Genomic DNA, 25472 nt, shown 5'->3' with positions numbered 1-25472 from the left:
CGCGAACGCTCACGACCACTCGTCGTCGGTGAGAATCCACGGATCACGGGGGAGCGCGGCAGGCCGGAACCGCTCGAGGATGGCGGCGATGTCGACCGGCTCACCTCGATCGGCCAATCCCAGCGACGACGCCATATGCGACAGCACGTCATCGGCGGTCACCCCGCGCTCGGCCAGATCGGTCAGGGTGACCGCGCCGTCACGTTTGCTGAGGCGGACGTGCTCGGAGTTCAGCACCATCGGCACGTGGGCGTAGGTCGGCGGCGTGTGCCCGAGCAGCGTGGCGAGATAGGCCTGCCGCGGCGCCGACGACAGCAGGTCGTCGCCACGCACCACCTGATCGATCCCTTGCGCGGCATCGTCGACGACGACGGCGAGGTTGTACGCCGGTGTGCCGTCATTGCGTTGGATGACGAAGTCGTCGACGGCCCCGGTGTGGTTGCCGTGCAGCAGGTCGTCGACGGTGAACACGTCGGTGTCCGAACGCAGGCGCACCGCAGGAGGACGGCCGGTTGCCCGCCTCTCGACGCGCTGCGCCGCCGTGAGATCCCGGCATGTACCCGGATAGGCGCCCTGCGGTGCATGCGGCGCCGACGGTGCCTCGAGGATCTCCCGCCGGGTGCAGAAGCACTCGAACGTGCGGCCGGCGTCACGGAGATCGTCGATCACCGACTGATAGATCTCCTGTCGGCCGGTCTGATAGATCACCGGCGGGTCCCAGTCGAGGCCGATCGCGGCGAGGTCGGCGAGTTGCTGCTGGTCGGCGCCGACCGCCGTCCGATCGAGATCCTCCATCCGGATGACGAACCCGCGTCCGGTGGTGCGGGCGAACAACCAGGCCAGCACGGCGGTGCGGAGATTGCCGACGTGCAACTCACCCGACGGCGACGGTGCGAAGCGTCCCGCCGGCGTCGGCGCTGGGAGTCCGGGTCCGATGTCCATGTGCGGATGAGCGTACCGAGACTCACCCCCGACGTACCATGAGACCCGTGGACCTCCCGGTGATGCCGCCTGTTGCCCCGATGCTCGCCAAGGCCGTCACGGCCGTGCCCGATCAGCCGGACGGCGATCCGGTCTGGTCCTACGAACCGAAATGGGATGGCTTTCGTGCGTTGATCTTTCGTGACGGCGACGAGGTCACCATCGGGTCGAGGGGCGGAAAGGACCTGGCCCGCTACTTTCCCGAGCTCGTCGCCGCGGCCAAGGACGAACTGCCGGACAAAGCGGTCGTCGACGGCGAGATCGGCGTGCCGGCCCTCATCGGCGACACGCACCGGCTCGACTGGGACTCGCTCGCGCAGCGCATCCACCCCGCCGAATCGCGGGTCACCATGCTGGCGGAGAAGACGCCGGCGATCTTCATCGGGTTCGACGCGCTGGCGTTGGGCAAGGCGAGCGTCACGGGTGAGCCGTTCCCCGTCCGGCGCGAGGCCTTGCTGCAGGCGATCGATCCGGATGGCCGCGGCGAACGACTCCTCAAGGTCAGCCGGGTGACGGCGGACCCCGTAACCGCCACCGACTGGTTCACCGCATTCGAGGGGGCAGGCCTCGACGGTGTCGTCGGCAAGCGACTCGACGGTGCCTACGTCGAGGGCAAACGGGAGATGGTGAAGGTCAAGCACAAGCGCACCGCCGACTGCGTGGTCTTCGGCTACCGCGTGCACAAGAGTGGCACCGGGCTGGGATCGATGCTCCTCGGGCTCTACGCCGACGGCGAGCTGCGCATGGTCGGCGGGGCCGGCGCGTTCTCCGACGCCAAACGCATCGAACTGCAAGAGATGTTCGAGCCCATGCGGACCGACCCCGACAAGCCAAGCCCGGGTGAGCCGACGCGGTGGCGCTCGGAGAAGTCAGGCGAATGGATCCCGATCCGCCCCGAACTCGTCGTCGAGGTCGCCTACGACCAGATGGAGAACCACCGATTCCGGCACACCGTCAAGTTCCTGCGGTGGCGACCCGATCGCGAACCGGAGAGCTGCACCTACGACCAACTAGAGGTGCCCCTCACCTACGACCTGCACGATGTGCTGGAAGGGGACTCCTGACATGGCATCCCGATCACCCGCCGAGGAACTCGACGTCGACGGAATCGCCGTCCGGCTGAGCAATCCCGACAAGATCTACTTCCCCGAACTCGGCGAGAACGGTGGGCGCAAGCGGGATCTCGTCGGCTATTACCGTGAGATCGCCCTTCAAGGTGCGATCATGACCGCCGTGCGGGATCGGCCGACCTTCCTGCAGCGATTCCCCGACGGCGTCGACGGTGAAGAGATCTATCAGAAGCACATCGCGAAGAAGCGTCCCGACCACGTGCAGTCGACGCGCATCGTGTTCCCTTCCGGCAGAACAGGTGACGCGATCAAGCCGACCATTCCCGCCGACATCGTGTGGGGCGCGAACCTGGGCACATTCACCTTCCACACGTGGCCCACCCTGGCGCCGGGAGCGGTAGCGAGCGGGCCGAATGAGGTGGCGCCGGACAATGATCACCCCGACCAGCTACGGATCGACCTCGATCCGCAACCCGGAACCGACTTCGACGACGTCCGCCGCGTCGCGATCGAGGTGCTCGCGCCGTTGCTGGAGGAGTTGGGGTACAAGGGTTTTCCGAAGACTTCCGGCGGGCGCGGTATCCACGTTTACGTGCCCATCGAGCCGAAGTGGGACTTCATCGCCGGCCGACGAGCCGTGATCGCGATCGCGCGTGAGATGGAACGTCGCGACCCCCAGGGCGTCACCCCGTCATGGTGGAAGGAGGAACGCGGTGAGCGGATCTTCATCGACTACAACCAGAATGCCCGGGACCGCACGATGGCCTCGCCCTACTCGGCGCGCCGAAGCCCCAATGCGCGGGTGTCGACCCCGGTCACCTGGGATGAGTTGGCGGACGTGAATCCCGACGACTGCACGATCGCGAACGTTCCCGAACTCGTTGCGCGACGGGGAGATCCGATGGCCGACATCGCCGATCATCGACGCGGTCTCGAACCGCTGCTGGAGATGGTGCAGCGCGACGACGCGAACGGTCTCGGCGACATGCCGTATCCGCCCAGCTATCCCAAGATGCCCGGCGAACCACCGCGGGTGCAGCCCAGCAAGAAGGTCGCCGCACACTGGGACGACAAGGGCAATCGCATCGAGGGGTGATCACGAACCGCCCCCGTCCGCTGGTCGAGTAGCCGGGCGAAGTTGCGAATCGCCCCGTCCGCTGGTCGACGGGTGAGCGTCATGAACGGCCCCCATCCGCTGGTCGAGTAGCCGAGCGAGCTTGCGAACCGTCCCGTCCGCTGGTCGAGTAGCCGGGTGAATGTCACGAGCCGCCCCATCCGCTGGTCGAGTAGCCGAGCGAGCTTGCGAGCCGCCCCCGTCCGCTGGTCGAGTAGCCGAGCGAGCTTGCGAGCCGCCCCCCGTCCGCTGGTCGAGTAGCCGAGCGAGCTTGCGAGCCCGGCGTATCGAGACCACCCCACCCAGACCACCAAACACTCACGTACGCAACGCGATCACCAGCACCAGGTACACCACGTACCCGACGACGAACGCCACCCCCTCGAGCCGCGTGATCCGCCGTCCGGTCAGGAACACCGGCACACAGATAAGTGCCACCGCGGCCATCAGCGGCAGGTCGATCCGGATGAGTTCGTCGGTGACCTCCAACGGCCGGAACAACGACGTTGCGCCGAGGATGAACGTCACGTTGTAGATACTCGACCCGATGAGGTTACCGATCGCGAGGTCGCGTTCGCCACGGATGGTGGACATGATCGTGGTGGCCAGCTCCGGCGCCGACGTCCCGATCGCCACCACGGTCAGGCCGATGACGGCCTCGCTGACACCGAGGTCGCCCGCGACGTCGACCGCACCGGTCACCAGCCACTCGGCGCCGACGATGACCACGGCCATCCCGCCGACGAGTTGCACGATCCGCCAACCGGTCCGGTCGGGGGCCGGCGCGGTGTCGAGCACTTCGGGAAGCGGTGCGTCGTCGCCGGAGATCTCGGCCCGGACGACCGTGATGGTGTAGGCGATCGCGAGCACCAGCAGGATGGTGCCGTCGAGCCGCGACATCGATCCGTTGGCAGCGAGCGCCCACAGCAGCAGCGCGCTCACCACCATGACCGGTAGGTCGAGCCGAATGGTCTGCCTGCGCAGCGTCAACGGCACCATGGCCGCCGAAAGACCCAGGATGAGAAGGATGTTGACGATGTTGGTGCCCGCGATGTTGCCGACGGCGAGTGGACCCGCATCGTGCACCGCGGCGTCGATGCCCACGGCGAGTTCCGGGAGGCTCGTGCCGATCGACACCACCGTCACGCCGACGAGCATCGGCGAGATCCCCAGTCGCGCCGCGATCGCCGAACCGCCACGCACCAGCCCCTCCGCGCCGACGATCAGCGCGGCCAGCCCCACGACGACCAGCACGTAGGAGTTCATGCGCTGATTATGACGTCCGCGGCGGGGTTCAGGCGGAGCCCACCTGCTCGCGACGCGCCAGCGTCTCGGCGCGCTCCCGGATTCCCCGCAGCATCTTGCGCTCCATGATCAGTGATCCCGGCTCCATCGGCAGCATGCCGATCCGGTCGCGCAGACGGGGCAGGCGGAAGCGGTTGCGGCTGATGAGTCGTGTCGTGCAGTCGCCGGGTTCGACGATCGTGAACGCCCAGACCCAGTTGCCGTCGTCTGACCGGGTTGCGAACGCGTGTCCCGGGTCCGCGACGGCGATCCGCATCCGGTTCGGTCCGAGCGCGATGACCTCACCGATCGCCGGGTGTTGGAACTCGTCGAGGACCCGATCGGTGCTGTGCATGTGCAGGCCGAGCAGGTTCTCGATCCAGTCGTAGGTGTAGGCGCCGCCCCGGGGGGGCAGGTCCCATCTGCGCGAGCCACGGGTAGACGTGCTCGGGGCGCGCGTGGATGGTGATTGCGCGCGTGGACATGCCGTCGGCGTCGGGCAGCAGGTCGCCACCGGGCAGCGGCGCCGCCGCCTCGTCGTCGGTGGCGCCCCAGGTGAGGATCGGCTGCCGCAGTAGTCGTCGATATCCCACCGCGGCGGCGCCAGTCACCAACGCGCTTACGGTGAGGGCAACTGCGGTGTTCATGTCCTCAGCATGCGCTCGTCGGGGGCGCGTGTCGTGGGCCCAACGTCACCGATCCGCCGCCCGATCACCCCGATCTCGTGGCGGGCGGGCCGTCGGGCTGGAACCATGGAGTCGGTCCGAGCACAACGTCAGATCGCGTCGCAGCGGCACGGCCCGAGACGGGCCCCACCGACGGTTCGACGACAGCCCATCTGCTCGGACTCGAGCTGTCGGGAGACGTCGCCGCTGCAGACGATTCTGCGGCGAGGAGTGCGTCATGCCGGACAACGTGGCCCGGAAACTCATCGGTTCGCATCTCGAGAAGGGTGAGATGACACCTGGCGAGGAGATCGCGATCCGGATCGATCAGACCCTCACCCAGGACGCCACCGGCACGCTGGTCATGCAGGAACTCGAGGCGCTCGGTCTCGACCGGGCCCGCACCGAGGTCAGCGTGCAGTACGTCGACCACAACCTGCTGCAGACCGACGAGAAGAACGCCGAGGATCACGAGTATCTCCGCACGGCATGCGAACGATTCGGGCTCTGGTTCTCGAAACCCGGAAACGGGGTCTCGCACCCGACCCACATGCAACGGTTCGGTGCACCGGGCAAGACGATGGTCGGTTCGGATTCGCACACCCCGGCCGCCGGATCTCTCGGCATGCTCGCGATCGGCGTCGGCGGGCTCGAGGTCGCCCTGGCGATCGCCGGGCACCCGCTCAACATCCGAATGCCCGAGATCTGGGGTGTGCGGCTGGAAGGTGAACTGCCCGAATGGTGTTCGGCCAAAGATGTGATCCTCGAGATGCTGCGTCGTCACGACGTGAAGGGCGGCGTCAATCGGATCATCGAGTACCATGGACCGGGTCTGGCGTCGTTGACCGCGATGGACCGTCACGTCATCGCCAACATGGGCGCCGAACTCGGCGCCACCACAACGGTCTTCCCGAGCGACGACGAGGTGCGTGACTTCCTGCGTGCCGAGGGCCGCGAGGACGACTGGACCGAGTTGGTCGCCGACGACGGTGCCGACTACGACATCAGCGACACCATCGACCTGTCGACGATCGAGCCGTTGATCGCGAAGCCGTCGTCGCCGGGCAACGTCGTACCCGTCCGCGAGGTGGCCGGTGAGGAGATCTCGCAGGTCGTCATCGGGTCGAGCGCGAACCCGGGGCTCCGTGACTTCGCCATCGCGGCTGCGATGATCGATGGCCGACAGACCGCGCCGGAGGTGAGTTTCGACGTGAACCCGACGTCGCGGGAGATCCTCACCGACCTCACCACGATGGGCTCGACCACCCAGCTCGTGATCGGTGGTGCACGCATCCACCAGGCCGGCTGTATGGGATGTATCGGGATGGGGCAGGCGCCGGCGACCGGCCGGAACTCGTTGCGCACCATGCCGCGCAACTTTCCCGGCCGCTCGGGCACCCGCGAGGACTCGGTGTGGCTGTGTTCGCCCGAGACCGCGGCGGCATCGTCGCTCACCGGCGTGATCACTGATCCCCGCGACTGGGCAGCCGACGTCGGCATGACGTACCCGCAGCTCGACTTCCCCCGTGAACACTCGATCAACACCGCCATGCTGGTATCGCCGATCGACGCGCAGGCCGCTGCGACAGTCGAACCGATCAAGGGCCCGAACATCTCCAGTCTGCCGGATCTCGACGCGTTGCCCGACGTCATCGAGGCGCCGGTGCTGCTGAAGGTCGGCGACAACATCTCCACCGACGAGATCTCACCGGCCGGTGCGCGGGCGCTGCCGTTCCGGTCGAACATCCCGAAGCTGTCGCAGTTCAGCTTCACCCAGGTCGACGAGACCTATCCGGAGCGGGCCGCCGCGGCCGAGGACGGTCACATCATCATCGGCGGCGAGAACTACGGTCAGGGTTCGTCGCGCGAGCACGCGGCCATCGCTCCGCGACATCTCGGCCTGAGGATGGTGATCGCGAAATCCTTTGCTCGCATCCATTGGCAGAACCTCGCCAACTTCGGCGTGCTGGCCGTCGAGTTCGGCGATCCCGCCGACCACGATGCGATCGATCAGGACGACATCCTGAAGGTGACCGGCATTCGGGACAGCCTGGGGTCGACCGACGAGATGAGGATCGAGAACGTCACGAAGGGAACGACATTCCCGGTTCGGCACCGCCTGTCGCCTCGGCAGGTCGCCGACGTCCTCGCGGGCGGACTCATCCCGCGGCTGGCGGCCGAGGGGGAGTCCGATGTGCAGGAGGCGAAGGAGACCGTTCTGCAGCACAGTGGCGAGATCAGCTGAAGATCAGGGGATCAGCGCGACCTTTCCGCCCGGATGGCCACCGCTGACGAACTCGAGCGCAGCACGCGCGTCCGCGAGTGGGAAGGTGCGCGCCACAGGCACGACGAGATCGCCTGCGGCGGCTAGTCGTACGAGGCTCGAGCGCACCGCATCGCGGAACTCGAGGCTTTCCGGCTGCCCTCCGCCCAGCGCGATGAAACCCTCTGCGGAGGCTCGCTGCGCAGCCACGACCGTGACGATCCGGGAGCGATCGGCCACCAGTTCGAGCGAGGTGTCGACGGCTTCATCGGTGCCGACGGCGTCGAGGGCGGCCGCGATTCCACGGGGCGTGGCGGCGCGCACCCGGTCGGCCAGTCCGGGGCCGTATTGGACAGGGACACCGCCGAATTCGCGGATGCGTTCGAAGTTCTCGGGCCGAGCGGTGCCGATCACCGTGATGCCACGGAGTCTGGCGAGCTGTAGCACCGCGACACCGACCGCGCCGGATGCGGCGTGCAGGAGGACGGTCTCGTCGCGCTCCACGCGCGCCGCGCGCAGCATGTCAGCGGCGGTGCAGCCGGCGAGCAGCAGATTGGCGGCGGACGGTTCATCGAGCGATGCCGGTTTGGCGAACACCTTCTCCGCAGGCACGGTCAGCGCGGTGGCGTAGCCACCCTGGACTCGGAAGGCCAGTACGGCATCGCCGACGGCACCGCCACCCGAGGCGATCTCGGTGTCGGGGCCGATCGCGAGGATCTGACCAGACACCTCGTAGCCGATGGGGAGCGGGAGCTGTGACGGGTCGGTGCCGCGCTGTGCGTGTTTGAGATCGGCGGGGTTGACGCCTGCCGCCCGCACGCCGATGGTCACCTCACCAGGCCCCGGCGGACCGAGGTCGTCGTCGATGAACGCGAAATCGTCGAGACCACCGAACCCGGTCGCCACCCAGCGTCGAACCTGCATGAACCCAGGCTAGCGCCGGCCGACCTGGGGGCACCGACGAAATCGTCCCCGTGAGCCTCGTCCGGGGTGATACCCTCGGACCCCGCTCACGGGGACGATCTCGGTGAACTCAGTGCAGTGATCAGCCCTGGATGAACGTCTCGAGCTGCTGGCGGGCGACATCGTCGGCGAGCTGCTCCGGCGGGCTCTTCATCAGGTAAGCCGAGGCCGGGAGGATCGGTCCGCCGATGCCACGGTCCTTGGCGATCTTCGCGGCGCGCACGGCGTCGATGATGATGCCTGCCGAGTTGGGGGAGTCCCAGACCTCGAGCTTGTACTCGAGGTTCAGCGGTACGTCACCGAAGGCGCGACCCTCGAGGCGCACGTAGGCCCACTTGCGGTCGTCGAGCCATGCGACGTGATCCGACGGTCCGATGTGGACGTTCTTGTCCTCGACCTTGCCGGCCAGCGAGCCGGTCAGGTTGGAGGTCACGGCCTGGGTCTTGGAGACCTTCTTGGACTCCAGACGCTCACGCTCGAGCATGTTCTTGAAGTCCATGTTGCCGCCGACGTTGAGCTGGTAGGTGCGGTCCAGCGTCACGCCGCGATCCTCGAACAGCTTCGCCATCACGCGGTGGGTGATGGTGGCACCGACCTGGCTCTTGATGTCGTCGCCGACAATCGGGACACCGGCGTCGGTGAACTTCTTGGCCCACTCGGGGTCGGAGGCGATGAACACCGGCAGGGCGTTGACGAACGCGACGTTCGCGTCGATGGCGCACTGCGCATAGAACTTGTCGGCCTGGTCGGAACCCACCGGGAGGTAGGAGACCAGTACGTCGACCTCGGCGTCCTTGAGCGCCTGCACGACGTCGACGCCGCTGCCCTCGGCCTCGGTGATGGTCTCGCGGTAGTACTTGCCGAGACCGTCGAGGGTCTGACCGCGCTGCACGGTCACGCCGGTCGGCGGGACGTCGGCGATCTTGATGGTGTTGTTCTCGCTCGCGAAGATCGCGTCGGAGAGGTCGAAGCCGACCTTCTTGGCGTCGACGTCGAACGCGGCGACGAACTCGACGTCGCGGACGTGATACTGCCCGAACTTCACGTGCATCAGGCCGGGCACCGAGGCATTCTCGTCGGCGTCCTTGTAGTACTGCACGCCCTGGACCAAGGATGAAGCGCAGTTTCCTACGCCCACAATGGCCACGCGCACCTTATTTGGCTCACCCATGGTCGGGTTCTCCTTCTACTCGGGGCGTCGCAGATCGCTGCGCCACCGGTGTTCTCTGGTGTTCGGTTTCTTCTTGCCCCCCGTCGCGGCTCTGCTCTGAGCCCGCAACGTGGAAGTCACTGTCGACGGTGTCCGTGAGCGGATCCCGTCGGTTTTCGGCGTCGGCCTCGTTCTCCGATGCCTCTGCCGCGATCAGCTCGTTGAGCCACCGCACCTCACGCTCACTGGATTCGAGGCTGAGCTGATGGAGCTGGCGGGTGTAGCGGTCGACGGCGCGATTGGAACGGCCGACGATCTCCCGGAGACCTTCGCGACGCTCTTCCACCTGGCGGCGGCGACCTTCCAGGATCCGCATCCTCGCGACGGCCGGTGTCCGGCTGAAGAACGCGAGATGCACACCGAATCCGTCGTCGGTGTAGTTCTGCGGCCCGGTGTCGGCGACGAGCTCGCTGAAGCGTTCCCGGCCGACGTCGGTGAGTTGATAGACCCGCCGACCGCGTCGCACCTTCACCCCGGTCGGCGCTGTCGCCTCGTCGATGATGCCGTCGGCCTGCATCCGACGCAGCGTCGGATAGAGCGACCCGTAGGAGAACGCACGAAACGCGCCGAGTAGCCCGGTGAGGCGTTTTCGCAGTTCATAGCCGTGCATCGGGGATTCGAGGAGTAATCCGAGAATCGCGAGCTCCAACATCGGTGCTCACTCCTTCCCGTTCGACACGTCGCTCTGATGTGATCACCAATGTATCGCAGCGATATAACTCGCGTCTACAGCGGGTGCACCGTGTGGGCGACCCGTTCGACACGCTCTCTCGGGATGACCGTCACACCGACAGCCGCCGGACCGACCACGTACCCTTGAACTCGTGCAACGCCAGATCGTCGACTACGCCCTGCAGAGGAGGTCACGGCTGTCCGACGTCCATTCCGGACGGACCGCCATGGCCGACGTCTGCGACGCGAGTCCGTATCTGTTGCGTGCGGCCAAGTTCCACGGCCGCCCCTCCGATGCGCTCTGCCCGATCTGCCGGAAAGAGCAGGTCACCCTCGTTTCCTGGGTGTTCGGCGAGAAGCTCGGGCAGGTGTCGGGTTCGGCCCGCACCAACGACGAGATCGCCGGTCTGGCCGCCACCGCCGAAGAGTTCTCGGTGCACGTGGTCGAGGTGTGCCGGACGTGCAGTTGGAACCATCTCGTGCAGTCGTACGTTACGGGTTTGCCACCACGTTCCACGCGCACGCGACGGGTGGCGAAGTAACCTCCGGGTGCCCGCCCCGCCGCGGATCACCCATCGACCCCCGGACGTCCTTTTTGCTTGGACACGTCTGCGTGGGTCACAGTGGGATAACGAATAACGACGGAGAAGGTCTGTGAAAAGCGCTGAATTGGTCGGTCGCGACGATAGGAAGGTTGGTCGATGAGCAGCACACGCGGAACGTCGTCCGCCCCACGCGGCGGTGGCCGGACGCCCCGCGCGCAGGCCGATGACCCCGTGCGCCGACGTCACAAGCGGCTCGCGTGGGGCTTCGGGATCATCGGCGCCGTCGTCCCGGCCATCGCGCTGGTGGGCATCCTGGCGTTCATGCTGACGTACTTCGGTGCGTCGGTGCCCGCGCCAGGGGACATCAAGCAGAACCAGGTCGCGACGATCACCTATGACAACGGCAAGACCCTTGCCCGAGTGGTCCCGCCCGAGGGCAACCGCAGCGACGTCAAGATCTCCGACGTCCCCAAATCGATGCAGGATGCGGTGATCGCTGCCGAGGACCGCGAATTCCGCAGCAATTCGGGCTTCTCGGTCCGTGGTCTGTCCCGCGCCGCGATCGGTCAGGTGACCGGCAACGGTGGTGAGGCCGGCGGCGGTTCGACGATCACCCAGCAGTACGTGAAGAACGCGCTCGTCGGTGACGAACACAGCTACGAGCGCAAGTTCAAGGAACTCGCGCTCGCGACGAAGATGTCGAACGAGTGGTCCAAAGAAGACATCATGGCCGCGTACCTCAACACGATCTACTTCGGTCGTGGCGCCTACGGCGTGTCCGCGGCGTCGCAGGCCTACTTCCGCAAGGACGTCAAGAACCTCACGCCGGAGGAATCCGCGGTTCTCGCCGCAGCCATCCGCTCTCCCTCGTACTACGACCCGGAGATCAATCCCGAGGCCGCCGAGGCGCGCTGGAACTACGTGCTCGACGGCATGGTGGCCATCGGGTCGATCAAACCGAGCGATCGCGCCGCGATGAAGTACCCGAAGGTGCCCAACGCCCGGGCCCAGTCCGACGACACCCCCGGTTCGAACGGCCTCATCAAGCAGCAGGTCCTCGCCGAGCTGGGCCGGCTGAACATCTCCGAGCAGCAGGTGCGCACCGAGGGTCTGAAGATCACCACGACCATCGATCCGCAGGCGCAGAAGTCCGCCGTCGAGGCCGCGAACGATCAGCTCAAGGGTGAGCCCTCGGACCTGCGGACCTCCGTCGTGTCGGTCGATCCGCGTAGTGGCGGTATCCGTGGCTACTTCGGCGGCAACGATGCCAACGGCTGGGACTACGCCCAGGCCGGATTGCAGACCGGCTCGTCGTTCAAGGTCTTCGCGCTGGTCGCCGCCCTCGAGCAGGGCATCCCGCTCTCGAAGGTCTACAGCTCGGCGCCGTACGACGCGCCCGGCGGGCTGACCGTCGAGAACTCCGACGGCGAGAGCTGCGGATCGTGCAACCTCGCCACCGCGATGAAGATGTCGCTCAACACCGTCTACTACCGCTTGATGATGGATCTCGACGGACAGGCGAAGGCCGTGGCGTCCGCCGCGCACAAGGCAGGTGTCGCGCAGAGCTTCGGTGACATCCAGCAGACCCTGCAGGGCAAGGACGGCAACATCGAGGGTGGCGTGGTGCTCGGTCAGTATCCGTCGCGCGTGCTCGACATGGCGTCCTCGTATGCAACGCTCGCCGCGTCGGGTGTCAAGCACGATCCCTACTTCGTGCAGAAGGTGGAGACCTCCGACGGCGAGGTCCTCTACGACCATCAGGCCAGCCAGGGCGAACGCGTCTTCCCGGCCAAGGTCGCCGACAACGTGACCGCCGCCCTCGAGCCGATCGCCTCGTACTCCAACGGGCACGCTCTCAGCGACCCGAGCCTCGGCTCGCGGCCCTCGGCAGCCAAGACCGGAACCGCCCAGCTCGGCGACACCGGCCAGAACAAGGATGCCTGGATGGTGGGCTACACGCCGCAGCTGTCCACCGCTGTCTGGGTCGGCACCGATAACGGCAGCGCGCTCAAGAACTACAGCGGCTCGCCGATCTACGGCAGCATGCTGCCGTCCGACATCTGGCAGGCCACGATGAACGGTGCGCTCGACGGGAAGCCCATCCAGCAGTTCCCCGAGCCCGAGGCCGTCGGCGGTCAGGCAGGTGTCCCCTATGAGCCACCGCCGGTGACCTACGACGACTCACCGCGGACGCGCTCGCCACGCACCGGCGACGAAGGACCGACCCAGCGATTCCCCGGCGGCGGCGGTGGCGGTGGTGGCAGCATCACGCTCGCCCCCGGCGTGACGATCCCGCTGCCGGGCAACGCGGCACCGGGAGGCGGCGACAGCGGCCAGGGCGGCGGTGACTCCGGCGGCGGTGACACCGGTGGTGGTACGGGCGACGGCGGCGATACCGGCGGCGGAGACACCGGCGGTGGGGATACCGGCGGCGGAGACGTTCCGGAGCCCCCTCCGGTCGGCTGAGCCGACAGTCGCCGTGGCGGAGGAGAACTCGACAGGTCCGGAATCCCCGGACACGAATCCGGTGCTCGTCGAGCATGATCCGGAAGCGCCAGAGTCCTGGGATGCTGCCGGCGCGCCTGCGGTCGATCGGCGCATCGACAGCGATCGGGTCCTGCCGAGCCGTACCGACGTGGTGGTGCGGGAGGCCTCCGACGTGGTCGGCGGTCCGGTGGGCAGACATGCGGCCATCGGCCGCAGCCGGCTGTGGACGCCGATCCGGGTGCTGTTCCTCCTCGCCCTCTGCGCCATGGCGTTCGGTTGGTTCGGCAAGGCCGCCTGCCTCCAGCAGGCGCCCGCCGACGGCAACACCGCGACCGGCACACAATTGCGCCTGGACTGGGACAACCAGCGGCAGTACACGAATCTGTGCTACTCGGACGTGATCGGTCTCTTCGGGGCCGAGAAGCTCGACGACGGCGCTCTCCCGTACCGGACCTATTGGTTCGAGAAGGGCGCCGACGGGCAGCAGGTCAAGCGGTACATGGAGTACCCCGTGGTGACCGGCATGTACATGTACGGCGTGTCCTGGCTTGCGCATCAATGGGATTCGGCGCACGCGAAGTGGGGTGTGCCGGGCGCGCTGGAAGTGGTGCTGTTCTTCGACCTCGCCGCCTTGGGTCTCGCCCTGTTCTGGCTGGTGACCATCTGGGCCACCGCCCTCACCGCACGCACTCGGGTCTGGGCGACCTGGTTGGCGGCGTTGTCGCCGCTGGTGATCGTGCACATCTTCACCAACTTCGATGCCATCGCGATGGCGATGGTGGCACTGGCCATCCTCTTCTGGGCGCGCCGCAAACCCTGGCTGGCAGGTGTTTTCATAGGCCTCGGGACCGCGGCGAAACTCTATCCGGTGTTGGTGCTGGTCGTGTTGCTGATCCTCTGTCTGCGCGCGGGCCGGGTTCGTGAGTTCGCTGCGGCCGCGGCGGCGGCGGTGCTCACCTGGACCGCCGTCAACCTCCCGATCCTGATCCTCTATCCGCAGGGATGGTGGGAGTTCTTCCGGTACAACAGCGATCGTGCGGCCGAGCAGGACAGTCTTTATCGCATCATCGGTGATGCGGCCGGGGTCACCTGGAACACCGACGTGCTCAATCTGGTGTCGCTGGGATTGGTGGTACTGGTCGTCGTCGGACTCGGTGCCGTGGGGTTCTCCGCACCCCGACGCCCTCGGCTCGCCCAGATGGCGTTCCTGATGGTTGCCGGCTTCCTCCTCGTCAACAAGGTGTGGAGTCCGCAGTACTCGCTGTGGCTGGTCCCGCTTGCGGTGCTGGCCATCCCGCACACGCGTCTGTTGCTCGCCTGGATGGTCGTCGACGCGCTGGTCTGGATCCCACGGATGACCCTGTACCTCGATCCCGACCGCCGATGGCTACCGGAACAATGGTTCACCGCGGCGATCCTGCTACGGGCCGCGATGGTGCTCGCACTGTGTGCCGTCGTGCTGTGGCAGATCTGGCACCCCGAGGACGACCTGGTCCGCAGACGCTCGGGCGACGGATTCCGCGCACGGCCCGCAGGCATGCTCGACGACCCGGCAGGCGGCGTCCTCGACGGCGCGCCCGACCGGATCACCATCCCATCGCGACCACGCGCCGCCCGACCGCCGACGGAACCCGCCCACCCGTCGACAGCAACCTGATTCCCGCCGACAGCAACGTTCACGTCGTGCCTCACGATCCGGCCGCACTCCTCCGCCTACGATCGGCACATGGCGAGCAGCAACTCCAGGCGGGCGCGGGCCGGGCGCAAACGGCAGCGCCGGATGCGCAACGCCGACAACGACCTCAGCCCCGAACAATGGCTCGACATCAAGGCGGCGTGGGGCGGGTGCGCCTACTGCGGGCGATCCGGCACCCCGCTGCAGCGGGATTGCGTGCAGCCGTTGTCGGTGGGCGGCAGGTACACCGTGCTCAACGTCGTGCCGGCCTGCCGTTCCTGCAACGCCAGCAAATGTAATGCGGAGGTCACCGCGTGGATGCGGCGGAAAGGTCTCGACGAAGAGGCATTCCTCAGACGGCTGCGCGCCGTGACGACAGCGGGGAAACCCGAGGATCTCGACCCGCCCGACCTCGTCGAATCCGAGGCGTGGCGTTGACGTGTCAGCGCTCTTCGGTCGAGATCCGCTCCAGTAAGACCTGTTTCGCCGCGGGCCAGTCGTCGTCGACGAGGGCGTACTGAGCCGTCGTGCGCCAACCGTCCGCGAAGCGTCGATGCTTGCGTAACGATCCCTCGAAGGTGGCGCCCAGCTTGGCGATCGCCGCCCGCGACCGTGCGTTGTTCTCGTGGGTGTGCCACACCAGCCGCACCGCCCCGCATTCCTCGAACGCGTGCCGCATCAGCAGGAACTTCGCCGTCGGATTGATCACCGTGCCCTGGGCGCTCTCCGCATAGAACGTGTATCCGATTGCGGTGGTGAGGTTGTCGGCATCGATGTCGTAGTAGCTCGTCGATCCGATCAATCGCCCGTCGGCGTTGTCGACGACGGCGTAGGCCACGCGGCGCGACGGGTCGGCGAGCGCTGACTCGATCCATGACCGGGCGGAACCGGGGTCCGTCGGTACCGTCGTCCACCTGTAGTCCTCGGGGTTCCCAACCACCTCGGCGAGGGCGTCGACGTCGTCGAAGGTGAACGGCCGCAAGGTCACCCGTCCCATCGACAGGGGTCCGGTGCCCAACCACCCGCTCATGAGCGGGCGAGGGCCAGTTCGGGTTCCGGCGAGCTAGGGCGACGACCGAAGGACGCCAACGGTTCTCGGAGTGGCGCGCGGACAAACGCGACGAGCAGGTATGCCAACAACACCGCGTGCACCCACACGCCGACGTTGACACCGGTGATCACCCACCATTTCATCGGCGACCCCGACGTGTAGATGCCGAACAATCGGAAGATCGTCGTATCGAGGATGAAGTCGGCGACCAGATAGCCGAGAATGACCGGCCAGCGGATCTTCAGCAGCACGAAGAACGGGAGGATCCACAACGTGTACTGCGGCGAGTGCACCTTGTGGAAGAGCATGAACCCGGCGAGCATCGACGCCGAGACCCCGATCCACGGGTACAGCCCATCGCGCCGGTACTCCCGCCAGCCCAGGTAGACCGCCGTCGCGAACGCGGCGCCGATCAGGATCGGCGACAGCAGACCCACCAGAGAGTTGTAGGTGTCGGTCTGGCCGCCCGTGAAGTGACGCAGCCCCCAGTACCAGATCGAATTGGTGTCGACGTCGGACTTGCGTTTGCCCTGGAACGAGAGAGCGGCCTTCCACCCGTCGAATCCGAGGACCATGAACGGCAGCTGGATCGCGATGACCGTGAGTGTCGCCGCGGCCGCCACCCACACCGCGCCGGCCCAGTCGAGTGTCCTACGGATCGGGGCTTCGTCGTCGTGGCCCGGCGCCGTCCCGTAGGTGAGCACATAGATCGCCAACGGCAGCACGAAGAAGCCGGGATAGAGCTTCAGGCAGAACCCGATGCCGAGCAGGATCGCGGCGAGGATCGCGGCCGTCCGCACGGACAGGCGTCGCTCGCCGGTGCGTGGGCTGATCGTCGAACCCCAGGCCATCACCGCCACCGCTCCGACCGCGGTCGCCACCACGGGCAGTTCCCAGTTGTGGAAGGCGTAGAGCACCAGTGGCGGGGTCGCGGCCCACCAGAGAACCGACCAGCGGGTCATCAGCGCCAGCATCACCGTGACCGCGAGGCCGAACGGGACGAGCAACCACACCGAGTGCTGGAAGAACTCGGTGTCCGTGTGCGCTCCGATCGCGCCCAGCCACATGAACATGCCCGACAACACCGGATACTCGACGACGCCGCCGAACAGCTTGCCGTCCGGGGTGATGCCGCCGTGGATGAACGGGAAGACGTGATTGTTGATGTCGCGTCCGACCCACAGGTACATCAGGTCCGAGTAACAGGGGATGACTGCGTCCGGGTCACCGACCGGCCAATGCGAACTCCGGCCCTCGGCGAGGAACGGCGGCCCACCACACACGATCTTGGCCGAATAGCTCCAGAACATGCACAGACAGGTGGTGAGCAGCGAGGTCAGCAGGATCACGGCCATCTGGCCGCGGCCCGCGATGGTGGTGGAGATACGTGACGCCCGCGATGGCGCTCGGCGGACGTCGGACATGCGCTACAGACTAAGTGGTCCCACACCCACTCACCGACCCCCTATCCCCAGCCGCGACGGTTCCCGTCAGCCGCGCCCCCGGATGACCGTCGCGGATGATGGGAACCGTCGCGGGTGCGGATGGCGATTTCGCTGGTCAGGGGTACGTCGTGTATCTTGGAGCGGTTGCCGACGCAGGCGACCCTCCTGCCACGGACAGTCCGTGGCCGAACTAGCCCATAGGAGGTGATGTGGTCTTATGCGTCACTACGAATTGATGGTCATTCTCGATCCGAATCTGGACGAGCGCACCGTTGCACCCTCACTGGATACCTTCCTCAACGTTGTCCGTAACGACGGCGGCAAGGTGGACAATGTCGACATCTGGGGCAAGCGACGTCTCGCCTACGAGATCCTGAAGCACAACGAGGGCATCTATGCCGTCATCGATCTCAACGCCGAGCCCAAGACGGTCACCGAGCTCGACCGTCAGCTGAAGCTCAACGAGTCGGTCCTGCGCACCAAGGTCCTGCGGAAGTAATCCACAGTTCCTCGATCGACACGTAAGCAGTCGGTGCCGGGCTCTAGGGTTGAACGCATAGCGTTGACACATTGCCCGGTGCACGTCGATCAGCGAGTGCCCAACCACGACCCAAGGGGAGACACATGGCAGGCGACACGGTCATCACCGTTGTAGGCAACCTGACGGCAGACCCGGAACTCCGGTTCACGCCGTCGGGAGCCGCGGTGGCCAACTTCACGGTGGCCTCCACGCCGCGCACCTTCGATCGTCAGACCAACGAGTGGAAGGACGGCGAAGCGCTGTTCCTCCGCTGCAACATCTGGCGCGATGCCGCGGAGAACGTGACCGAGAGTCTGTCCAAGGGAACCCGGGTCGTCGTGCAGGGTCGCCTCAAGCAGCGATCCTTCGAAACCCGTGAGGGCGAGAAGCGCACAGTGGTGGAACTCGAGGTCGACGAGATCGGCCCCTCACTGAAGTACGCAACCGCGAAGGTCAACAAGGCCTCGCGAGGCGGCGGTGGAGGCTTCTCCTCGGGCGGCGGCGGAAGCCGCGGCGGGGGAGGCGGCGGAAGCCAGCAGGTCGCCGACGATCCGTGGGGCAGCGCGCCCGCGAGCGGATCGTTCGGCGGGGGCGACGACGAACCACCTTTCTAGAAACACACTGGAGTACCAATGGCAAAGGCAAAAAGCAGCCGGAAGCCGCGCGTCGAGAAGGTCACCAAGACCAAGGCGTGCAACTTCTGCAAGGACAAGAAGGCTGTCATCGACTACAAGGACACCGCGTTGCTGCGGCGCTACCTGTCCGACCGCGGCAAGATCCGTTCGCGTCGCGTCACGGGCAACTGCGTCCAGCACCAGCGCGATGTCGCTGTGGCCGTGAAGAACTCGCGTGAGGTGGCCTTGCTGCCCTTCACCTCGACCGGTCGCTGAGCGGAAAGGGAGCTGACATGAAACTCATCCTTACCGCCGCCGTGGAGAACCTCGGCGAAGCAGGCGACACCGTCGAGGTCAAGGACGGCTACGGCCGCAACTATCTGCTGCCCCGCGGCCTGGCCATCAAGGCCACTCGCGGTGCGCAGAAGCAGGTCGACGGCATCCGCCGTTCCCAGGAGGCCCGCGAGGTCCGCGGTCTCGAGCACGCGAACGAGCTCAAGCAGGCCCTCGAGGGCCTCACGGCGGTCTCGCTGGGTGTCAAGACCCATGACTCGGGCAAGCTCTTCGGTTCGGTGACCGCTGCCGACGTCGCAGGCGCGATCCGCTCGGCGGGTGGACCGGTCGTCGACAAGCGTTCGGTCGAACTGCCGCAGGGCCACATCAAGGCCACCGGTAGCTACCCCGTCGTCGTGCGTCTGCACCCCGACGTGGAGGCCACTGTCGAGCTCGCCGTCGTCGCCGGCTGAGCACACCGACGCAGTACCTGGCACGAGGCCGGGCGGACATGGTCCGCCCGGCCTCGTCGTCTCTCCAGGGCATGCACGCGCAACCTCGAGTAATCCCGGGGCGTATGCGTGGGGGACGACCTCGCGACTCGGGTAGTCGACTACGCGTTTCGCACGTGCTGCCGAGTCGTAGTTTCGGTGCTACGAGTTCATCAGATCCGGGGGGCCGGATCGACCGCAGAGGAGCGCAACGTCCACAGGACTCGTGAACAACCGATCATGTTCACACCAGGAGGCGTTCGCCATGTTCATCATCTTCGTCATCACCAGCGCCGTCGCATTCGTCTTGCTGTTCTTGCGACTGCCCAGCCTCGACATTCAGGGTTATCAAGCGCGGCAGGCGATTGCGACGCGGGAGCGGGCACTCGAGAAGGCCGCTCGACAACAAGCGAGGCTGACGGCCAGGGAGGCCGCCCAGGCAGACCGGGCCGCTCGTCCCGCCGAAGCCCCTTCGCGCGCTTGGCTATTCGAGTTCGCCACTCAGATGAGATCGTTTCTCTGAGGACCGGCCGGCGGTCGGTGACCTGCAGTGAGCCGCAACGACACCGGCGCCGTGCTCAGCGCGGTGGAGTCGGCGTTGCCGGTAGCTGATTCCAGTACTGCAGTCGTGGCGGCAGATTCCGGGGTGGCGGGTTGTTGCTGTGCGCGCTGTCGCCACTGGGGAAGAAGAACTTGTGCCAGCCCGGGGTGAAGATCAGCGCCCGGGAGCCGGTGCGGCAGGCGACGGTGTCGGGTCGGGGAGCGGTGCAGGTGACCCCGCCGATGGTGACCCGCTTTCCGACGGGCAGGGTCGGTGCGCGGAAACCCGACGGCGCACCGAATCGGTAGTTCGACCAGTTGGGTACCCACCAGGGCCCTTGCTGGTCGCCTGAGATCGCTGCACCGCGGACGTCGGGCGGTGCGGTCGCGGGCGTGCCCTGGCAGCCGACATAGCGGTACGTCGGACCGATCTGGCACAGCCATCGGCCGGCGCGCAGGAATCCGCGACCGTTGTCGGCGTACGCCAGCGGACGGTAGGTGGCCGGGTTGACCGGTGCGTATCTCGACAGATCGAACTCGATCGGCATCGTCGGTCCCGGCGAGGGTGCTGCCGAAGCGGGAGCCGTAGCCAGCGGAGCGGCCGTGGCCAACACGACGGCGACTCCGGCCACCACGAGTTGCTGCCACCGATGATGTCGACCTCGTGTCGCCAGAAACCGCCCCATGGCCACCATTGGAACACGACCCGCGTCGGTGTGGCCGAAACTTCCGAGATTGTGGGACGTTTGTCCACAACCGCAGATCGGTACCGCCTCTGAGCAGGTGTAACCCAAGTCACATCGAATGTTTACCGAGTTGTTGGTTGCAGGTGGTTCGGGCTTGACCTGCAACACGCCGAATGACGCGTCCAGCGTGACACGCCGAGACGAATTCTTTGACCTGCTGTGGAAAACTTTCAGGGCACTGACCTGCAGTTACTTAATTGCTCACAGAACAAATCCCCACGCTGTACACAGGGGGTGCACAAGCCACTCGCCAGCGTCCACAGACGGTCCACAGTTTGCTGACAATGTTGTGCACAGCTCCGTTTGAACCGGACACGAAGGTCGCTCTAGTGTGCTCCGACAGTGCCTCTGCGATAGCTGTGGGCGCGCCGCCGGACTCTTTGTGTCGGTGGTCGTCGCTATCACGGAGCCAGCACGACCGACGTCGGCGGCGAACGCCGTGGACGCCACACAGAGTCGGACCCACTCGAAGTCGAGTGGTGCAAAGTACTGCGAGAGGTTTGACACGCGTGGCAGTTGTCGATGACCGCGGGCACGATCCAGGACACCTGGAGTCGGTTGCCGGCGGGCGAGCGGGTCGAGGGGACGATGGTGTCCCCGCCGAGGATTTCGGCCGGCAGCCGCCTCAGGATCTGGCTGCGGAGCAGTCGGTGCTGGGCGGCATGCTGCTGTCGAAAGACGCGATTGCAGACGTCGTGGAGAAACTCAGGTCCGCCGACTTCTACCGTCCTGCCCACCAGGCCGTCTATGAGGCGGTCCTCGAGCTCTACGGCAAGGGCGAACCCGCGGACGCGGTGACCGTCGCCAACGAGCTCGAGCGTGCCGGTGAGCTCCGTCGGGTGGGCGGGGCACCCTATCTGCACACGTTGATCTCCACGGTGCCGACAGCCGCCAATGCGGGCTATTACGCGGAGATCGTCGCCGAGAAGGCGATCCTGCGGCGGCTGGTCGAGGCGGGGACCCGCATCGTCCAGTTCGGCTACGCGGGCGCCGACGGCCAGGACGTCGCCGAGGTGGTCGACCGCGCGCAGGCCGAGGTCTACGAGGTCACCGAGCGCCGTACCGCCGAGGACTACGTGCCGCTCGAAGAGCTGCTCCAGCCGACCATGGACGAGATCGACTCGATCGCCTCGCGCGGCGGTATCTCGCTCGGGGTGCCCACCGGCTTTGTCGACCTCGACAAGATCACCAACGGTCTGCACCCGGGCCAGATGATCATCGTCGCCGCGCGTCCCGGTGTCGGCAAGGCGCTGGCCCTCGACACCCCGCTGCCCACACCGACCGGCTGGACCACGATGGGCAAGGTCGGCGTCGGCGATCTGCTGCTCGACGCCCAGGGCACACCGACCAAGGTGGTCGCCGCCACCGAGGTGATGACCGAACGCCCGTGCTACGAGGTCGAATTCAACGACGGCACCATCCTCGTCGCCGACGAACAGCACCAGTGGGTGGCCGACATCGACGGCAAACGACAGACCGTCACCACCGACGCGATGCGCGCGCACGTCGGTTGCGCGGTGATCCGCAACACCCGACCGCTGGAATTGCCGCGGAAGCGCTTCGCATACGGCCCGTACACGGTCGCGGCGCTTGCCGGGATGGCGTTCAACGATCCCGAGATCGCCATGCGGATCGATGCGGAGGGTCCCGTTGACGTGATGACGTTGATGGCCGACCTGGGTGGCCGCATCCCATTCGAATATCTTCGGGGGTCGATCGCGCAGCGTCGAGCACTGCTCGCGGGGTTGCTCGACGCCCGCGCCACGGTCGACGACGACGGCTGGATCACCGTGCCTGCCGCCACGCGGCACATGACCGCCGTCGTCGCCGACCTGGTGGCCGGCCTCGGCTACAACTACAAGCGGTCGGTCACCGGCTGGCTGCGGGTCGATGCCGACGACGACGTCTTCACCGTCCATCACAAGGCCATCCGGCACAAGGAACTCCGCCGCCGGGCCGGTGTGCGGCGTCTGATCTCCGTGCGGCCGGTGGGCAGCGTGCCGGTGCGGTGCGTGCAGGTCGACAACGACGAGCACATGTACCTGGCAGGCGAGGCGATGGTGCCCACGCACAACTCGACGCTCGCCATGGACTTCTTGCGTTCGTGCTCCATCACCAATCACCTGACCAGTGCCATGTTCTCGCTGGAGATGAGCAAGACCGAGATCGTCATGCGCCTGTTGTCGGCGGAGGCGAAGGTCAAGCTCGGGGACATGCGCGGCGGCACGATGACCGACGACGACTGGACCCGGCTCGCGCGCCGGATGGGTGAGATCTCCGAGGCGCCGCTGTTCATCGACGACTCACCCAACCTGACGATGATGGAGATCCGGGCCAAGGCTCGCCGGCTGAAGCAGCGCCAGGATCTGAAACTCGTTGTGGTGGACTACATGCAGCTGATGACATCGGGTAAGAAGGTGGAGTCCCGCCAGCAGGAGGTCTCCGAGTTCTCCCGCCAATTGAAGCTTCTCGCAAAGGAACTCGAGGTTCCGGTGGTCGCGATCAGTCAGCTGAACCGTGGGCCCGAACAGCGGACGGACAAGAAGCCGCAGGTGTCGGATCTGCGCGAGTCGGGATCGCTCGAACAGGATGCCGACATGGTCATCCTCTTGCACCGACCTGACGCCTTCGAACGTGACGACCCGCGTGCCGGCGAGGCCGACATCATTCTGGGTAAGCACCGTAATGGCCCGACAGCGACGATAACCGTTGCGCATCAACTGCATCTGAGTAAGTTCGTGGACATGGCGCGGGGCTGATCGCTTCTGCTATCGCGGAGTGTTGAGACAGATCGAGGTCGATTGGGCGGCGTTGAGACTGGCAAGTCTGGCAGCGAAGGAATGTTGAGACCGGCCCGGCGCCTGATGGATGTCAGCCTGTGATTGGTCACGTGACGTTGCGCCCCAGGTGAATTGGCAATCTGGTGTTTCGGCCACAGGCTCCTTCGGCGGCGGTAGTAAGTTGTGCGCCAAGGCCGAATCCACCTGGATATGACTGGCGCCACGCCGCTCGGCAAGAATAGTGAAGGGCAGTGTCCAAGGAGCTTCCATCAGACTTTCAGCTGGCTCCCGGTTTCCGGGTCGGTCTATGCCTGGTGCAGCCGGCGACGGGCCGAAGATTACCTCGGCGTGGGGAATGAGTTCGTTGAAGAGTGCCTGATCCAACCTTCCCGAACCTTGTTGCCCAGTGCGACGACGACACGTGGATGTGCGAGGAGTCGGACGAACGCGTCGAAGTCCTCTCGGCCCTTGAGGATTCCCGGTCGCTCGGATCGAACTGAGCGATCGTGAACCGGGTACATGTTCCACGTGACACACCGTGATCGATCGAGCCCCAGGCTCTGAAACACCTCAATAAGAGTGGCGGCAGAATCGTCGTCGTTGTCCCAGGAGATCAGCCGGCCTGTCGGGCTGGGTGCGGGAGTGCAGAGTGAGCTGACCGTCAACCCGCATAAGATACTCGAGAAACTGAATCCGTTCGACTGATGGAAGGCTTCAAAACCTTGGTGGCTCCAGGACAAGCTGGCTACAGGCCGTCGCGGCCCGTAGGCATGATTGCGTCCATCGGCCTGCGCTTGACTGCCGTCCTCATCGACGTCGCGTTGTTCCTTGCCGCCTTCTTCGTGACTGGTGTGGTGGCAATCTTTGTTGCTGCTGCATTCAACGACAATATTGGCTACGTCTGGCCGATCCAACTGCTCGTCCTGTTCCTTCTCGGCGTCTACAACATCGGCATTCTGCAGGGCACCAATGGCGCGTCGCTCGGCAAACGCATCGTCCACATCGAAGTCGTGGATGACGCTGATGGCAGTCACATCGGAGCTGGTCGCGGGCTGCTGCGATTGATCGTCCACGTCGTTGACCTCATCGCGCTGATCGGACTCTTCATTGCGGCCGGCGACGCCGCGCAGCACAAATCGGTCGCTGACCGTGTCTGCAAGACAGTCGTTGTTTGCGCATAGAGTCCACGGCTGGACGCGGCGCCGCCACCATCGGCGCAGAGCCATTCAAAGGGCTCGCCACGCCGCTGATACCAGTTCGGGGCAATGAGTGATCTGACGTGTCGCCGGTGCCTTGCGCACGCGCATCAAGAGCAACGTTGCTGTCGCCGCCGCGAGGGTGATGTGTGGATCGTTGAGAAGGCGTACCAGGGCTTTGATGTTGGGGAAGTCGATAGTCAGGTTGTCAGGCCCGGAGTCGTGGTAGTTCGCGGCGCTGATCTCGATGCCAGGGTGCTGGCGTTTGAGTCGAATGTAGGCGGTGTCGGGGTCGAGGTCGCCGTACAACACCGAACCATTGACTTGCAAGAATCCTTCTAATGCATCGGTTTTCCGGTTCTTGAGGATGACGAAGGTCTCGACCATGCCGACCGTCAGGCAGCAGACGGTGCGCCGGCGTGCCGGTGGACCGCCGTGGCCGGCTTTGAGTGGTGCACTGATGTTCCAGTAGTGCCCCTCGGTGGCATTGGGATAGGCGATGCAATTGCTGAGGTACTCACCCAAGAGACGGTGGACCATCGACAAACCATCTTTTCCAGCAACTGTATTGAGATTTTCGAAGTTCTTGGCCGACCCGTGAACGCAGGATTCGCAAAGGTTCAACTGGCGATCACCATCGATGTCCCGCCGGTCTTCGGTGAAAGGATCGGCGAGCCACTCGGTCTGCTCGGAGATCGTGATGAGGTCATTGAGGGCGTGGATCAGCGTGCGTTCCTCGCGAAGAAGGCGCCGCAAGGTGTCGCCGGCGAGTGGTGCGTCTGGATCGACTTTGACGCGGATGCTGACCGTGTCAGAGTGTACGAGAAGATGCTGTGCCAGTCGCTTGCCGATTGATATGGATTGCCCCGACATAGCATTCACCGTTC

Annotated in this window: 24 protein-coding genes; 14 read left to right on the top strand and 10 right to left on the bottom strand. The window is 65.9% G+C overall.

What is annotated here, in order from left to right; translation table 11 throughout:
• Positions 1-9: 9 nt before the first annotated feature.
• Complete coding sequence (gene gluQRS, locus IDF66_RS11520; protein ID WP_190266937.1) at positions 10-942, bottom strand: tRNA glutamyl-Q(34) synthetase GluQRS; 933 nt, start codon at positions 940-942, stop codon at positions 10-12.
• A 47-nt stretch (positions 943-989) separates the two neighbouring features.
• On the opposite strand from gluQRS, the gene IDF66_RS11515 reads away from it, so the two are divergent.
• Together IDF66_RS11515 and IDF66_RS11510 are read left to right on the top strand one after the other, a co-directional pair.
• Entirely contained in the window at positions 990-2045 is a 1056-nt protein-coding gene (locus IDF66_RS11515; protein WP_190266936.1) for an ATP-dependent DNA ligase, read from the top strand.
• 1 nt (position 2046) lies between these two features.
• Positions 2047-3147, top strand: a complete 1101-nt coding sequence (locus tag IDF66_RS11510) for a DNA polymerase domain-containing protein (protein ID WP_190266935.1) — start codon at positions 2047-2049, stop codon at positions 3145-3147.
• Positions 3148-3483: 336 nt separating this feature from the next.
• On the opposite strand, the gene IDF66_RS11505 is transcribed toward IDF66_RS11510, so the two are convergent.
• Both IDF66_RS11505 and IDF66_RS24040 read right to left on the bottom strand, forming a co-directional pair.
• The gene (locus tag IDF66_RS11505) at positions 3484-4431 is read right to left on the bottom strand and encodes a calcium/sodium antiporter (protein WP_190266934.1); all 948 of its coding nucleotides are present in this window, start codon (positions 4429-4431) and stop codon (positions 3484-3486) included.
• A 28-nt stretch (positions 4432-4459) separates the two neighbouring features.
• On the bottom strand, positions 4460-4804 hold the full coding sequence (locus IDF66_RS24040; RefSeq protein ID WP_317628662.1) for a hypothetical protein: 345 nt from the start codon (positions 4802-4804) through the stop codon (positions 4460-4462).
• Positions 4805-5352: 548 nt separating this feature from the next.
• Between IDF66_RS24040 and IDF66_RS11495 the strand changes: the two genes are divergently transcribed.
• Positions 5353-7359: an aconitate hydratase gene (locus IDF66_RS11495; protein WP_190266933.1), complete on the top strand. Its 2007-nt coding sequence runs from the start codon at positions 5353-5355 to the stop codon at positions 7357-7359.
• A gap of 3 nt (positions 7360-7362) precedes the next feature.
• Here IDF66_RS11495 and IDF66_RS11490 read toward each other — a convergent pair whose 3' ends face one another.
• The 3 genes from IDF66_RS11490 to IDF66_RS11480 all read right to left on the bottom strand — a co-directional run bounded on the left by IDF66_RS11490 (position 7363) and on the right by IDF66_RS11480 (position 10202).
• On the bottom strand, positions 7363-8301 hold the full coding sequence (locus tag IDF66_RS11490; RefSeq protein WP_190266932.1) for an NADP-dependent oxidoreductase: 939 nt from the start codon (positions 8299-8301) through the stop codon (positions 7363-7365).
• A 121-nt stretch (positions 8302-8422) separates the two neighbouring features.
• Complete coding sequence (locus IDF66_RS11485) at positions 8423-9511, bottom strand: inositol-3-phosphate synthase (protein WP_164309609.1); 1089 nt, start codon at positions 9509-9511, stop codon at positions 8423-8425.
• Positions 9504-10202, bottom strand: a complete 699-nt coding sequence (locus tag IDF66_RS11480; protein ID WP_164309610.1) for a PadR family transcriptional regulator — start codon at positions 10200-10202, stop codon at positions 9504-9506. The genes IDF66_RS11485 and IDF66_RS11480 overlap by 8 nt, the downstream gene beginning before the upstream one ends.
• Before the next feature lie 172 nt (positions 10203-10374).
• Between IDF66_RS11480 and IDF66_RS11475 the strand changes: the two genes are divergently transcribed.
• The 4 genes from IDF66_RS11475 (at position 10375) to IDF66_RS11460 (ending at position 15367) form a co-directional block, all read left to right on the top strand.
• The gene (locus IDF66_RS11475) at positions 10375-10764 is read left to right on the top strand and encodes a DUF5318 family protein (protein ID WP_190266931.1); all 390 of its coding nucleotides are present in this window, start codon (positions 10375-10377) and stop codon (positions 10762-10764) included.
• 159 nt (positions 10765-10923) lie between these two features.
• Positions 10924-13233 carry a transglycosylase domain-containing protein gene (locus IDF66_RS11470; RefSeq protein WP_190266930.1) on the top strand — a complete coding sequence of 770 codons (2310 nt, stop codon included), beginning with the start codon at positions 10924-10926 and terminating at the stop codon, positions 13231-13233.
• A 61-nt stretch (positions 13234-13294) separates the two neighbouring features.
• Positions 13295-14911, top strand: coding sequence for a glycosyltransferase family 87 protein (locus IDF66_RS11465; RefSeq protein WP_190267457.1), 1617 nt, complete (start codon positions 13295-13297; stop codon positions 14909-14911).
• 69 nt (positions 14912-14980) lie between these two features.
• Complete coding sequence (locus IDF66_RS11460; RefSeq protein WP_190266929.1) at positions 14981-15367, top strand: HNH endonuclease; 387 nt, start codon at positions 14981-14983, stop codon at positions 15365-15367.
• A gap of 4 nt (positions 15368-15371) precedes the next feature.
• Here IDF66_RS11460 and IDF66_RS11455 read toward each other — a convergent pair whose 3' ends face one another.
• Complete coding sequence (locus IDF66_RS11455; RefSeq protein ID WP_190266928.1) at positions 15372-15959, bottom strand: GNAT family N-acetyltransferase; 588 nt, start codon at positions 15957-15959, stop codon at positions 15372-15374.
• Positions 15956-17404: a hypothetical protein gene (locus tag IDF66_RS11450; RefSeq protein ID WP_190266927.1), complete on the bottom strand. Its 1449-nt coding sequence runs from the start codon at positions 17402-17404 to the stop codon at positions 15956-15958. The genes IDF66_RS11455 and IDF66_RS11450 overlap by 4 nt, the downstream gene beginning before the upstream one ends.
• Positions 17405-17642: 238 nt before the next feature.
• On the opposite strand from IDF66_RS11450, the gene rpsF reads away from it, so the two are divergent.
• The 5 genes from rpsF to IDF66_RS11425 all read left to right on the top strand — a co-directional run bounded on the left by rpsF (position 17643) and on the right by IDF66_RS11425 (position 19846).
• Positions 17643-17924, top strand: coding sequence for a 30S ribosomal protein S6 (gene rpsF, locus IDF66_RS11445; RefSeq protein ID WP_161060865.1), 282 nt, complete (start codon positions 17643-17645; stop codon positions 17922-17924).
• Positions 17925-18049: 125 nt separating this feature from the next.
• Positions 18050-18559 carry a single-stranded DNA-binding protein gene (locus IDF66_RS11440; protein WP_164306523.1) on the top strand — a complete coding sequence of 170 codons (510 nt, stop codon included), beginning with the start codon at positions 18050-18052 and terminating at the stop codon, positions 18557-18559.
• 18 nt (positions 18560-18577) lie between these two features.
• Entirely contained in the window at positions 18578-18835 is a 258-nt protein-coding gene (gene rpsR / locus IDF66_RS11435; RefSeq protein WP_161060863.1) for a 30S ribosomal protein S18, read from the top strand.
• Positions 18836-18852: 17 nt separating this feature from the next.
• Entirely contained in the window at positions 18853-19305 is a 453-nt protein-coding gene (gene rplI / locus IDF66_RS11430; RefSeq protein ID WP_164306522.1) for a 50S ribosomal protein L9, read from the top strand.
• A gap of 283 nt (positions 19306-19588) precedes the next feature.
• The gene (locus IDF66_RS11425) at positions 19589-19846 is read left to right on the top strand and encodes a hypothetical protein (RefSeq protein ID WP_190266926.1); all 258 of its coding nucleotides are present in this window, start codon (positions 19589-19591) and stop codon (positions 19844-19846) included.
• A 55-nt stretch (positions 19847-19901) separates the two neighbouring features.
• Here the strand turns inward: IDF66_RS11425 and IDF66_RS11420 are convergent, their stop codons facing one another.
• Positions 19902-20549: a hypothetical protein gene (locus IDF66_RS11420; RefSeq protein ID WP_387998685.1), complete on the bottom strand. Its 648-nt coding sequence runs from the start codon at positions 20547-20549 to the stop codon at positions 19902-19904.
• Positions 20550-21118: 569 nt separating this feature from the next.
• Between IDF66_RS11420 and dnaB the strand changes: the two genes are divergently transcribed.
• Entirely contained in the window at positions 21119-23368 is a 2250-nt protein-coding gene (dnaB, locus tag IDF66_RS11415; RefSeq protein WP_190266925.1) for a replicative DNA helicase, read from the top strand.
• 725 nt (positions 23369-24093) lie between these two features.
• A complete protein-coding gene (locus IDF66_RS11410; RefSeq protein WP_190266924.1) occupies positions 24094-24570 on the top strand; it encodes an RDD family protein in 477 nt (158 codons plus the stop codon).
• Positions 24571-24615: 45 nt separating this feature from the next.
• Here the strand turns inward: IDF66_RS11410 and IDF66_RS11405 are convergent, their stop codons facing one another.
• Complete coding sequence (locus IDF66_RS11405; protein ID WP_190266923.1) at positions 24616-25458, bottom strand: hypothetical protein; 843 nt, start codon at positions 25456-25458, stop codon at positions 24616-24618.
• Between the last annotated feature and the right edge of the window lie 14 nt (positions 25459-25472).

The organism is Gordonia hankookensis, assembly GCF_014673215.1.
GTDB lineage: Bacteria > Actinomycetota > Actinomycetes > Mycobacteriales > Mycobacteriaceae > Gordonia > Gordonia hankookensis.
The sequence above is the reverse complement of the archived record's forward strand: the minus strand, read 5'-3'. Positions and strand labels throughout refer to the sequence as shown.